The following is a 14941-nucleotide window of genomic DNA, read 5'->3' as shown; positions in this document are numbered from 1 at the left end:
TAAATCACAGGAGTAATTGGGATACTCTCCTACAAATTAATTTTCATATATCAAATTCAAAAATCCAAAATCTAAAATCTTTTATGCTGGAATATCCAACTATCTCGAAACGCAAACCGGAATTTCCTGATTATCTCAACTTTCAAACTTTGCGGGATATCGGGATTAGCCATTTGCAAACTCTTTCTGGAAAAATTTGGACGGACTATAATTTACATGACCCAGGTGTGACGATTCTGGAGGTGTTATGTTATGCTGTCACGGATTTGGGTTATCGCAATAATTTAGATATTAAAGATTTATTAGCACTCACTTCTCAACAACGAGAAAATAACTTTTTTACCCCCGATGAAATCCTTACTTGTAATCCTGTTACCAGTTTAGATTTACGCAAGCGTCTAATTGATATTCCCGGTGTGCGTAATGCTTGGATAGAAAAATTTACGGAAGTAGATGCAAAAGAAAAAACGGCAGAAATTACAGAAGAATCACCCCAAAAAATATCTACTTATCATCCACCTATTTATATAGATTATGCAAATAGTCAGTTGCAACCCAATCCCCCCAACGGTTACACAGAGAACAGCGCACCCCGTCTGCACCCCCGTGGACTTTATACCGTTTATGTTGACCTAGACAGGGAATACCGCAAAAATGCCTGCGGACAGATTTATAATTCTTGGTCAGATATCCTTGACTCGGTTAAAGCTGTGTTGTGCAGTCACCGCAATCTCTGCGAAGATATTTACGATATTGTGGTGTTGGGTGCAGAAGAAATTGCCCTGTGTAGCGATATTGAACTGGAAGCTGATGCTGATGCGGAAGATGTATTGGTAGAAATTTATGTAAAAATACAGGATTTTCTATCACCTCACCTAAAATTTTATACCCTTCAGGAATTGTTGGATAAAGGGAAAAATATAGAAGAAATCTTTGCTGGTAGACCTTCTGTTAAAGAAAAAAATTTAGAGCAGAATAGTGTAGAAGAGCAGGCGATCGCGGCAATCGATTACGCAAGTCATGGGTTTATTGATACTGATGAACTCAATGAATTTACTCAGCCAGAAGTAATTTATACCTCAGACTTATACCAGGAAATACTGAAAATTCCCGGTGTGCTGGCTGTGCGGAGACTGAGTATTGCTAACTTTATCAATGGTTTAGCCCAGTCCCAAAGCCCTTGGCATTTAAAATTAACAAAAGGGTATAGTCCGGTATTGGGGATTGAACAATCAAAAATCACCTTATTCAAGGGGGTATTACCCATATCACCAGATGGGAATGAGGTGAAACGCCGCTATTATGAACAACAGGCTGCCCATATTAAGGTATTACGTCAAGATAATGAATTGGATTTATCTGTACCACAGGGTAGTTATTATGACTTAGCAGACCACTATTCAATTCAGCATGATTTTCCTCTAACCTATGGAATTGGGGAAGATGGACTACCGGAAACAGCCAAGGAATTACGTAAAGCTCAAGCTCGTCAGTTAAAAGGATACCTAGTATTTTTCGACCAGTTGCTTGCTAATTATTTAGCTCAACTTGCTCATGTGCGGGATTTGTTTTCCTGGGAAGTTGACGAGAGTCGCAATCAAGATAAATCGTATAGCTATTTTATTCAGGAACTGGATTTTCCCGATCAAAAAGCCATTTTCGGTGAAGGTGGGAAGTATCTGGAAGCGATTCAAGAAAAACCAGAAATGTACCGCGATCGCCGTAATCGTTTTCTCGATCATTTATTGGGACGTTTTGCTGAGTCTTTTGCTGATTATGTCGTAATTAACTACCAGATAATTCAGGAACGTCGGGATCAAGTCAAGGATGAAATCGAGATAATTCACGACAAAGCTCAGTTTTTACAAGATTATCCTGTCTTGAGTCGCGATCGCTTCCGTGCTTTTAATTATTGCAACTATCGGCAGGTTTGGGATACGGAAAATGTGTCGGGTTTGCAAAAGCGGGTTTCTCGTTTACTGGGTTTTGAAGATTTTCGTCGTCGCAATCTCTGTCATTATCAGGTAGATAAAGTCTCCGGTGGATTTATCTCTTTTGGGATTAGTTGTGGTGATGAGAATCAATCATTAATTAGCTTGCAGACATATAGTAACCAAAAAGCTGCTCAAGCGGATATAGAAAAGTTTTTGCTATTTGCTCTCCATGAAAATTTTTACCAGCGTCTTACCTATAGTTACTTTTATCACTATGGTTTAGAAGTGGAAGCTGTGAATGGAGATGAAATTGTCATTGCCAGATATGAACAAGATTTTTTGTCCAAAGCAGAAAGAATTAATAAATTAAATTCATTGATTAACCAATTGCTCAATCTATTTAATCTGGAAGAAAATTCTGCTAGAGAAGAAATTATTGCAACTTCGACTATTTCCCGCGAAGATATCATTAAGATTATTCATCAGAAGAAAGAGAATTTATATTATTTCCAATTAGAGATACCTGACAATTCTTCTCAAACATCGGAATTAATTAAATTTGAGGGAGTTCAACGTTACTTTTCTGAAGGACTTGCTCGCAAAGCTGCGATCGCAATTCTCAAACAAATTACCAACAGGCAAAATTACTACGCGATTTTGTTTCGTCAAGATAATAGTGCGGAAAGGGAAACTCTCAACCCTAGCGATGAAACGAGATTTACCCACTATGGTTATGCTTTAGTTGATAACGAAGGAAAGGTATTAGGAGAAAGTAGTGAACACTTCTCCAAAGAAGAAGAACGGGAAACAGCACTACAACGCTGGTTAAACTGTTTGAAATTTGACCCCAATAAATTTCAGGAATCAGATGAGCGGTTTTTACAGGTTGAAGAAGTGACAGGGGAAACCTCTGGTTATCGCTTCCGATTAATAGACAGGGAAGAGGTAGAACTATTACAAGGTTTTCAATTATGTGAGAATGAAAATATAGCCCGCGATCGCTTTTATCAAGATGTACTGAGTGTGTTATTTGAACCGGGTGCAATTGAACCGACTAGAAGTAATGAGGGATTTGGGTTTCGAGTTTTAAGTAAACCACGGGTGAGGGACATTTTCCGACGGAATCAGCGCAATGTTGTTGCAATTTCTCCCCAATTATATGCTTCGGAAAGGGAACGAGATGCAGCTATAGAACACCTATTTTTACTAGTACGCACAGCCCATTTTAATATTACTTGGACTGGATTAGAAAATTCCTCTAACCCTAACTATATTGGTAGAATTTATGACCAAAATCGCAATATCTTACTAGAAGCAAGCCAACGCTATCCTACACCGGAAAGGGCTTGGGAACAAGGTAATATTTTAATGGAACTTGCTGGGGAGCAAGCAGAATTTACCCAAAATGGGGAAGCGGATGGTAAGAATTTTCGGTTAATTGACCCAGAAACTGCTCAAAATGGAGATAATTCTGAATCGCATCAAAAGGTTTCAAAACTCTACGGTTGGGAATTAACTAATCGGGGGAAAGACAAAATCCTAGCTACTCGTTACTACACCAGCAAAGAAGAACGAAATAAATCTATCCAAGAACTACAAAAATTAGTTAATGATGAGGGATTTCATCTGCTGGAGCATATTCTTCTACGTCCTAGAACTACCTCAGATAATTTTTTACCCGTCTGCGTTCACACAGATGATGGGACAAGGGAAGAATTAACCCAGTTAACTTACCAAGACCCCTATTCTTTTTGGATAACTATTATTTTACCCTACTGGTCAGAACGCTTCCGTAATATCGATTTTCGCCGCTTTGTAGAACGTACTTTGCGATTAGAAACACCTGCTCATATTGCTCTGAAAATTGCTTGGGTGAATGTGCAACAAATGAGAGAATTGGAATTAGCCTATCAAAGTTGGTTGCAGGAATTAGCTTGGGAAACTGCTAATAGTAGCACCTGCAATCTTTCCGGAACACTGAATAATTTACTAACAATTATCTCCCAACTACGAAATATTTATCCCCAAGGCATCTTGTACGATACCCAAGTTGCATCGAAAGAACAGCCGATAATTCTTAACCAAACTGCTCTCGGAACAGCAAGTGAGTAAAGCCATGAATACTATTATTAACCAAGCCGGCTATCCCATATTTTTGCCTAATCAAGTATTAAGAAATAATGACCTTAATCAGCTTGTAGAGTATCTTGATAATCAAAATCAACTGACTCGCACCCACCTCATTGGGATGGGAATTGTTGCGGGTATGGAAGTAACTAGTCGCTATACGAAAGAAGCTACACAAGTCAGTGCCAAAATATATGTATCACCGGGATGTGGGATTACTTCAGAAGGATATTTAGTTGATTTTAAGTCAAAAATTAAGCTGACCCATTATCAAGATGTTAAAGTCCTATCTTCATTATTTACACTTACTAAAAAAGTAGTATCAAACACAGTAATTCCCTCCTGTGAGGTGATCGAACTATTTACAGAAGGTGGGGATAAAAGGACAATTCTGCATCAAAATCCAGATGGTAATCAACGTGATGTCCAGGAATTTCAGCAATTTATCGGCGATCGCGTCTTAGTTGTAGTCTGTGAAACTCTAGATACACAAAGTGATTTATGTTTATTTGAATACGATGAGTTAAGTAAATACCGTAGTTTTAACTGGCGATTTTTCCTCGTTCCCCGAACTCAAAGCTCAGACAATTCTCAACAATTGAGCGCTGAAACTTTACTAAAAACAAATTATCAGATTCCAGAACAACCTTGGGAAGGACTGACTGTAGAAAATATTTTTAATGCACGTAATCATTTTCTCCAAGAATTTGACGGTACAACTCAAAAATTCCAGGATTTTGCTCCCCAGGTACAACGATTTGGTTATGGGGAAGCGAAAAAAAGTGTTGATTTGGGTGAAATCGATAACTATCAAGCTTTTTGGGATAATTACTACCAGATTTGTAGCAATGCGATCGCGTCAATTAATAGTTCTTTTCCCAAGCTATTTTGGTTATTTTCGCCTTTCTTTAATGGTTTTCAACCTAATTCTAGTCGCGATTTTAACCAACTCCAACAACGTCTGCAAACACAACTAGAAGATTTTCGCAAACAGGAAACCACCTCAACTTCAGAACAAATCAAACCTCCCGAACCACCCTATGGAATACAATATTTTTATGATTATCTCAGCCAGCTAGTTGCTGCTTTTTACGAACTAGCAGAGACAGCTTTTGACTTAATTGATGATTACCCCCCCGAAATTCAACGGTTTCCCAAGTTTCTCATGTTGGGGTTAGTTCCTCCACCCTCACCATTCCCCATTGAACCGGATCGGGGATATGCACTGACTTCCCCCTATCGCAGTCATTTTACCCAACCCCCCATCTACAACAGTAATCGGGTACGTCTGCAAGAAGTCCGCTATCTGTACGAACGTCTTTTAAAATTATCTGAAGCTGAAAGTTTTTGCCTGCTACCGTTTTATAATACACCCCTCAAAATCACCCCCAGTCAAGACAGATCTGCACCCCTGAGCAAACAAGCAATCCCCTACTACCTGAATTATCCCAATCTATATAAATACTGGAGCTATGACGCTTACCGTAAAGGAAGGAGCGATCGCCATCCTGCTTATTTTTACCCGAAGCAGAATCCAGAGGAAAATGTCCATGAATTCCAGGATTGGAACTATCGCTTGGATGGTTATAATTTTTACCGGATTGAGGGACATCTCGGTAAAGCAAAAGATGATGTATTAATGCATATTCAGAACTACAAACAGCGATATAATTTAGCCTTTGATGTTATTACCCTCAAACTAGATAATCAAGCAAGTCTCAAAGATTTAAATATTTCCGGTCAATTTGATGACCTAGAATTAGATTTTCGCCGCATGAAGGAGATGTTCCAAAAAGTTTGGACTAAGTATGAATCAACAAAGAATGTTTTGCTAAACACTCTCAAGCGCTCTTTCTTCGATCAACCTGGTTTGACAGTGATGGATAGCAGCCAATTATCTAATTTTATGTTGGAGCGTGCCCGAAAACCAGAAGCCTATGAATTTGTTAAGGGAGATACAGACAAACAATTTAAATTATATGTGCGTGATGCAAACAATATTCCTATTGCTCGTTATGTTATCCAAAAATCTGACACGAAGGGAAATAGTATCAGTGATTTTGAAGATTTTGTTATCACCTTATCAGGACTTTCTAGTGATGTAATTACACAACAACAGGAGATTGTTAAAGATATAGTCAATCTTCTCTCCTTAACTCAACTTACCTACGGACTAGTCATTGATTTACCGAATAATTCAGAGACTTATCACCTCAAACTTTCAACACCAGATAAACCCCTATCCCTTTCCCAATATTCCCTCATTTTACTGTCCGAGGCTCATTTTACTGTCAGTCAGATTCGAGAGAATCGGTACATAATTCAGGAACCCCAGTTTCAAGATGTAGAGACACTTTACGGTTTACTGCGAGATGTTCCTAATGATTTTCATTCTACTAATATTAGCAAGTATCAAATCGGCAACCCCAAAATTGCTGAAGAAATCAATTATTTTGAATTAATCGGATTAACCAGAGCTTATCAGAGACGATTAGAAGCATTGATTAAGCTGCATTTATTCCCACAATTTGCTCAACAGTATTCCGGTATGGAACACTTGGGGGGAGTTCCCAAAGGTGGTACTTTTGTCTTAGTTTATGTAGATAGGGAGGATATAAAAAATCAACTTTTAGCTGGGGATGAAGAACCTGCTATCCATAAATTACGCAGCTTACGTACAGAAGAAATTCAAAAATTAGCCGCTTTACCAAAGGATTTATATCAAGAGAATATTCCTACCTGGGAAAGGTTGTTTAACGAATTGCAGAAGCGCAAAGATATTGTAATTGCAGATTTTTGTCTTCCCTATCTTTGTAGTGGGAATTCACCCGCAGTTAGTTATGTTATAGCGCGATCGCGTCCAATTATTCTACTGGATAAAACTGTTTTCTGTGAAGATGACGATCGTCCCTACGAGTTTATTTTGGAACCGGAGGGAGGTACAGTCAAGGGAGAAGGTGTGATATTTAAAGATTCAAAACAGTACTTCCAACCTAATATGATTGAGGAAGCCAGTAAAGCTGATTTAGAAAAGGGACTGGAAGTTACAATTACGTTTACCTATGCAGTAGATGATACCTATGATGCCCTAACTGTAACCGTTTATCCCCTACCAAAACCCAATTTATCAGTTAGCGACGGACAAAATTTCTGTAATTATGCAGCACCTGTAGAGATTAAGCTAGCTGAGAAGACACCTGATAATTTGCAATTAGTTCAGGTAAAAATTAACGATATAGAAACAAATATCCTGAATCCTGGTGAATATGCAAAAGAGGGAAAAGCGCAAACAGTCATAATTACAGCACTCATTCGCAATCAACAAACTCAGTGCGAAAATACCCTTATCCGTAATGTCATAATTAATCCCCTACCAGTAGCTAATTTATCAGTTAGCAATGAACAAGTATTCTGTCGTAGGGAAGACACCATAGAGATTAAATTGCCTCAGGGTACTGCTGAGAATATAGAGTTACTTCAGGTAAAAATCAACGAGAAAGACACAAAGGTTCTCAATCTCCTTGAATATGCAACAGGAGACACACCAGAAACAGTCACAATCACCGCAAAAATTCGCGATCGCCAAACTCAATGCGAAAATACCCTCACCCGCGTTGTCACCATTAACCCCCTACCAGTAGCTGATTTATCAGTTAGGAATGGACAAAACTTCTGCGGGAATGCAACACCTGTAGAGATAACCTTGGCTGATGATACACCGAAAAATATAGAGTTAATTGAGGTAAAAATTAACGACATAGAAACAAGTACCCTCAATCCTAGCCAATATGCAACCGATGGTAAAGCGCAAACAGTCACAATTACAGCATTGATTCGTAGTCAACAAACTAAATGCGAAAATATCCTTACCCGCGTTGTTAAAATTAACCCCATACCGCAAGCTAATTTATCAATTCGTGACAGACAAAACTTCTGCAACAATGCAGCACCTGTAGAGATTAAGCTCGCTGAAGGTACAGCTAAAAATGTGGAGTTAATGCAGGTACAAATCAACGGTATAGAAACAAATACTTTCAATCCCAGGGAATATGCAAGCGATGGTGAAGCGCAAACAGTCATAATTAACGCAAAAATTCGCGATCGCCAAACCCAATGCGAAAATACCCTCACCCATACCGTCACCATTAACCCCATACCAGTAGCTAATTTATCAGTTAGGGACGGACAAGTATTCTGTAACAATGCTAATTCAATCAATATCACCTTGGCTGAAGATACTGCTGAAAATGTGGAGTTAATGCAGGTAACAATTAACGATATAGAAACCAAGATTCTCAATCCCAGGGAATATGCAAGCGATGGTGAAGCGCAAACAGTCATAATTACCGCAAAAATTCGCGATCGCCAAACCCAATGCGAAAATACCCTTACCCGCACAGTTACAATTAACCCCATACCAGAAGCTGATTTATCAGTTAGCAATGGACAAAACTTCTGCAACAATGCAGCACCTGTAGAGATTAAGCTAGCTGAAGATACTGCTGAAAATGTGGAGTTAATGCAGGTAACAATTAACGATATAGAAACAAAGATTCTCAATCCCAGGGAATATGCAAGCGATGGTGAAGCGCAAACAGTCATAATTAACGCAAAAATTCGCGATCGCCAAACCCAATGCGAAAATACCCTTACTAAGACAGTAACAATTCATCCCCAACCCCAAGCTGATTTTCAAACAGCAATTAGCAATATCAACGCCAATGGCTTTTCTGTACGTGTCTTTGATATTGAACCATCTGGGGAAAATTCTTTGACTTTCAACTGGGAACATGATGGTATTGCCAATATCAGCAACCCCGATAACAATGACTTCACGATTAATTACAATTATGATTTCAATACTTGGGTTCCGGATGCTGTAGTGTCTATCACCTTGCGTGTTCAAACACCGCCTCAACTCGGTAATTGTACCAGTGAGCCAGTTACAAAAACCATTCCTATCCCCATTGGTGGTGTACAGGGATTTAATTTGCTAACTATCAGAGATAATCGAGCAATTAGCACCACTCCCCTAAGAGACGATAACACCTTCAATATCTCTGAATTTAACCCCAACAATGAATACACGATCGCGGCTATAACTATCCCACCAAAAGTCGGAAGTGTAGTATTGAATTATACGCCTCCCAATGGCGAATCTGTGGTTATGCTAGCTACTAATTCCCCCTACCGTCTAGATTGGCAACCAACTGTAGGTATCCATAGAATTACAGCAGAAGCTGCTAGGGAAATCGATGGCGATCGCACAGAAGGAACTGCTGCTACTGTGATTATTCGCATCAATGATGATAGTAGCGATGAACCAGAAGCTACCCCCAACCCACCCACACCCAGTACATTCACATTACCGAACCGCTCAGGTATATTATTTCAACCCAGCGATGAAGATATAGCTAAATTCCAAACCATTAGCCAACAGGGGAAAATTCAACCAAGTCAGATATTAACCCTCGACCAACCCCATTTTGATAGCTGGAACCAAGGGAGAATAGTCAAAGAAAAGAACTTGATTTTTTCCGCGATCGCCACACAAAGTCACCTGGGTAGATTACTAGCTATAAGTGCAACAACCTTGCTGTTAATTGCTGGATGGACTTACACCGTTAGCAGACAGACCCAAAATCAACAAAACCCCCAACCCGCATCGGATTTGAGATTTTAAACACCAAACCCACCTTAAAACATATTCTGCCAGGGAGAAACCCATGAAAACCAACGAGAACAAAAAACACACAAATCATCAGCCAGCATCACAAAAACCTTTTTTCGGTGCATCGCCAGATCATGCTTTTTTCTCAGCAGAAAGGGCACAACCGACACCTTTTTTCCAACCCAAGGCAATCTCACCATCAGCCATTCAAGCTAAATCTGCGGAACAAGTGCAGGCGAAGGTAACAGGAAAAGCAGCCCAGCATCAGCCAAAAACAAATGAACAGGACACAGAGAAAGACTTAAACACACTTGAACAAAAAACAGAATCCCTAACAGATATTCGAGTGGGTGTAATGCTGGATATGGACGAGGATGGAAAAGCAGAACAGCACACTCTGCGTTTTCAAGGAGTGGGGGCAGATGCTGAACTTATGATTAATTCTGACCCACAGCCACTAGAAGCGTTTGTGTATGCAAGACCTATTTTACAACATCCTCAATTGTTGTCTTGGATGCTGACTGTGCAAACCTTACAACAAAGTACTATTAGTGCGGTGAAAGCATCGATGATCCGACAGCTATTGACGAATATTGCCAATTTTATGTCCAATACAGCGACTCACAATGTGGTGCTAGCTGATGCTGTCGTACCACAGACGCGGGTAGTGCAATGGACAGCAAGGAATATTCAAGCACAACTTGGTTTGAACAAATCGATCAACGAAAATGTGACGGATCACATAAAAATCGCACCACTTACCAGTAAACCTGGTCTATTGAATGGGTCTTCAGTTGCTAATGCAAACACACCTTACATGAACGAACTTCATAAATATGCTGGTTACATCAGGGGTCATATGCTTAATGCCAAGCTGCACGGACCTGGTAATGATAATGTCAATTTAGTACCTATCTCCCGCAAAATGAATTCCCAGATGGCAGCCAATGGAAACATAGAACAATTTTTAAAGTTAAATGTCCTCAGTCGCAACCAGGTTGTGTCTTACGAAGTGATACCGCAAGGTTGGGGTAACTACCAAGGTGCAGCCCAGGCGAATGCTGAAACAAAATTACCTACAAGCATCAACTTCACCGTCAAACAAATGGTTCTTAGTCCGGGTTTAGTTGACCGCAATAACCCTGCAAACTGGATAGAAACCAATAATGTACTTTTTCAGGATAATATGCAACATCATATCCCGCAAGATACGACAAGCTCTTTCGATCCAACCGGGAACGTAACAAATACACTGCCATTTGGTACTATCCAACTAGATAAATGCGATCGCATTGAAGAAGTCCCAAACAGACCGGGTGTATGGGCTGTTGAAGGATTTATATATTACGATCCAGTCCCTGGGCTAACCGAAGGTCCTTTAGGAATCAAATACAAGAAATTCAACCAGCTAACACTAGTAGAATCACCAACCGATAGTCTAGGCACCAAAGCAATAGTAAACAACCTTGGTACAACGCTGGAAGTATACACACCGTATAATAAAACAGCGCTAGACACATATGCTGCTGACCAATATCAAAAAACCAGGGAAGGAAACCTCTACAAGCGAGTCGAAGAACTCCTGAACAAAGCTGCCGAGGAATATCACAAAATTAACAAGAATACTGATAAATATAAAGAATTAGAGTCCCAAATAAACGAGACAGCCAGTAACATAGAGCAACTATTTTCCGATCTCATGGAATGGGTTCAAAGTAAACAGCAGGAGCGTCAGGATGGAAATTATCTGACCAATGCGGAAGAGCGGCGCACTACATGGCAAATAGAATACCAAAAATATACCATGCAACGTATGGGACTAGATAGCCGTTGGCGCGGACTGTTGAAGAAATGCGAGATGAATTAACGGCTGAAACTATTAATAAATCGTTCAAAATACGGCTAAATCATCCCATGATTCAGCAAAGCTACAGATTTTTTCCCAGTGCGACCGCATGTTTTGTATTACCTTGTAGTATTTTATAGGATACGTTAATGAAATGTAAAGCATCATGTTTCCCTTTCTCTCGGTGCGTTACGCTACATAATCCTATTTCCTATTTTCCTCATGAGCAAACAACGTCACATCATCGCACGAACTGTATTAGAACTCGATATCCAGCAAATAGCTGATGTCTGGAGTTTACAGTCAGATGTGAGTCGCTTATTTCAACAACAGGGTGCGGTGGCGATCGCGGAGCTTTTTGACCAATTGGTGGGGGATGAGGAAGTAGTACGGTTGGATCGGGTAGAGGTGGATATTGGCTCTATTGATAGCAGATTTTTAGCTGATGAATTTATACAGAAATTACTGATTGCACTGAGGGAAACTTTAGGCGATACGCCTTTGGCGTTAAGCTCTGCTTATCGCTTAACAGAACACTTACTTAACAGTAGTGCTACTAAACCCGAAACAATCAGCCGCGATGGCTCGGATTGGCAGGTATTACTGCACTTTTTGCGCTATGGGCGATTACCTTGGTGGTGTCCAGTCAGGGATTGGCAGGAATGGCTACCACGTTGGTTAGCGGCGATACAAAATAATACCAATTGGCAGCATGATTTGCGGGAATTGCTGATAAATAATCCAGCCGCGCAACAACGATTAGTAGAACAATTACCAGAAGGCTTTCGACACCAGTTAGTATTACACTTGCAGCCAACCTGGGTAAATTGGCACAGCCTACTTACGGAAGCCAAACAACTCATCCAGACTTTGGGATTAAATAGGGGTGCTGTACGATACCTAGAACAACAAGCTTGGCTGTTACTATTCGGGGAAATTGCTAGAGAAAATGCTCCAAATAGAGGATTTCCATCAAATTGGACTCACAACTGGCTGGCTCAACTTGTGTCAATTTGGCGACAGTCAGGGAGCAGAGGAGCAGGGAGCAGGCTTGCCCTGAGCGCAGTCGAAGGGGAGCAGGGGAATTTCCCTGAAAACTTGTATCAAATTGCTAATTCAAGATTACGTGCCATCCTTGCAGCAATTCCTGATGGGGAGCAGTCTGTGTGGTTAACAGCGCTAGATGAGGCGTTAACTTCCATCGCGGATATTACACCGCAAAATACAGAGAATATCGTCACAACCCCCTCAGAAACAAGCCAGGAGCAGGAAGAAACACAAATCCGCACCCCCCAAACCGACGGGGAAATATTGCTGTACTTTTTACAGTATGGTCGTTTCCCTGGGAAGCAATTATCTACAAATTGGCAAGAATGGCTATCTCGGTGGTTATTCACCGTCGAAAATAATACTGACTGGCAGTTACCATTGTGGCAATTACTGAGGACAAACCCAGAAGCACGACAGCGATTGGTGACTCAATTACCAGAGGATTTACGCCATCAGTTACTATTGCAACTACAACCGGGTTGGGAAAATTGGCGCAACTTGCTGACACAAGCAAGATTCATCATGCAGTCTTTGAGCATAAGTGGTGATACTCCTACGGAGTCGTTTCAGGAACGCTTCCAGGAATTAGAAACACTCGCTTGGGAATTACTCTTAGTCGAAATCAGCAGCGATCGCCTATCCCAAAATCCCTTACCTGCTGAAACTTGGATAAGTACTTGGCTCACCCAACTAATCCAAAACTGGTTAGGAGGATATGAGGAGCAGGGGAGAAGAGAGCAAGGGAGCAGAGAGCAAGGGAGCAGGGAGCAGGGAGCAGGAGAGCAGGGAGCAGGGAGTAGGGAGCAAGGGAATTTCCCTGAGAACTTGTATCAAATTGCTAATTCAAGATTACGTGCCATCCTTGCAGCAATTCCTGATGGGGAGCAGTCTGTGTGGTTAACAGCGCTAGATGAGGCGTTAACTTCCATAGCAGATATTACACAGCAAAATCCAGAGAATATCGTCACAACCCCCTCAGAACCAAGCCAGGAACAGGAAGAAACACAAATCCGCACCCCCCAAACCGACGGGGAAATATTGCTGTACTTTTTACAGTATGGTCGCTTTCCTGGGAAGCAATTATCTACAAATTGGCAAGAATGGCTATCGCTGTGGTCATTGATAGTACAAAATGATACTAGTTGGCAGTTAAGTCTGCGTCAATTACTGAGAGACAACCCAGAAGCACGACAGCGACTGGTGACTCAGTTCCCAGAGGATTTACGCCATCAGTTACTATTACAGCTACAACCGGGCTGGGGAAATTGGCGCAACTTGCTGATACAAGCCACGGAACTTATGCAGGGTTTGGGTATAAGTGATAACATCTGCGAGGAATTGATTCAACAAGCTTGGTTCCTACTTCTCGCGGAAATTCCGCCAGAAATAGCCCCAGAAACGCCCTTACCAGCAACAACTTGGACTTGTAACTGGTTAATCCAACTAGTGCAAACCTTCCTGGAAGAACCTTTTGCGGGCGAAACAGGGGAGCAAGAACCAGGGAGCAGGCTTGCCCTGAGCGCAGTCGAAGGGGGGGAAGAAGAAATTTCTCACCTTTTATCCTTGCAACCAGCCTCTGATGTAGCAGCATACCAATACTTGCGGAGTATTATCACCACCTTACCAATTGCCGAAGTTTTCCCTTGGTTGGCAGCCTTGGAACAAGTGCTAAATAACACATCTGCCCAGACATCAAAAAACACCATTCCACCATCGCTCAACAGTCAAGTAAATCCCATTATTATCTCTGCGAACAACTCAATATTATCAACGGCAGAAGAGACTGCGGGACTGTATATCTCCCAGGCAGGGCTAGTGTTACTGCATCCATTTATACGTTCTTATCTAGAAGCCGTGGGATTGTTAAATAACGAATTATTTCGGGATGAATCCGCCCAGCAAACAGCTATATACTTACTGTATTACCTAGCAACAAAACAAACCGACGCACCCGAATACGAACTAGTGTTACCAAAATTACTGTGTGGCTGGTCGCTGAATCAGCCTCTGGCGCGGGGGTTAGATTTACCAGTCCCAGCCCTAGAAGAAGGGGAACGCCTATTACAAACGGTAATTAACTATTGGCAAGTGCTAAAAAGTACTAGCCCCGATGGCTTACGGGAAGGGTTTTTACAAAGACAGGGAAAACTAACCCGCAGTGGGGATGGTAACTGGAAACTCCAGGTAGAACAACAGGCGATCGATATTTTGCTGGGTAGTTTGCCTTGGGGAGTGAGCATGGTGACATTGCCGTGGATGGAGGGGCTGTTGATGGTGGAATGGGTATAATAAAAATATATTTTTTATACATTT

4 protein-coding genes are annotated in these 14941 nt (G+C 41.1%); all 4 read left to right on the top strand.

Annotated features, from left to right (window positions below; all coding sequences use genetic code 11):
* Positions 1-83 precede the first annotated feature (83 nt).
* The 4 genes from IJ00_RS10080 (at position 84) to IJ00_RS27085 (ending at position 14917) form a co-directional block, all read left to right on the top strand.
* On the top strand, positions 84-4046 hold the full coding sequence (locus IJ00_RS10080; RefSeq protein ID WP_035152630.1) for a hypothetical protein: 3963 nt from the start codon (positions 84-86) through the stop codon (positions 4044-4046).
* A 4-nt stretch (positions 4047-4050) separates the two neighbouring features.
* Positions 4051-9744 carry a hypothetical protein gene (locus tag IJ00_RS10075; protein ID WP_035152628.1) on the top strand — a complete coding sequence of 1898 codons (5694 nt, stop codon included), beginning with the start codon at positions 4051-4053 and terminating at the stop codon, positions 9742-9744.
* Between the two features lie 43 nt (positions 9745-9787).
* Entirely contained in the window at positions 9788-11599 is a 1812-nt protein-coding gene (locus IJ00_RS10070; RefSeq protein WP_035152626.1) for a hypothetical protein, read from the top strand.
* A gap of 201 nt (positions 11600-11800) precedes the next feature.
* The gene (locus IJ00_RS27085) at positions 11801-14917 is read left to right on the top strand and encodes a contractile injection system tape measure protein (protein ID WP_052754439.1); all 3117 of its coding nucleotides are present in this window, start codon (positions 11801-11803) and stop codon (positions 14915-14917) included.
* Positions 14918-14941: the final 24 nt, after the last annotated feature.

The sequence above is a fragment of the Calothrix sp. 336/3 genome, assembly GCF_000734895.2.
GTDB lineage: Bacteria > Cyanobacteriota > Cyanobacteriia > Cyanobacteriales > Nostocaceae > 336-3.
The sequence above is the reverse complement of the archived record's forward strand: the minus strand, read 5'-3'. Positions and strand labels throughout refer to the sequence as shown.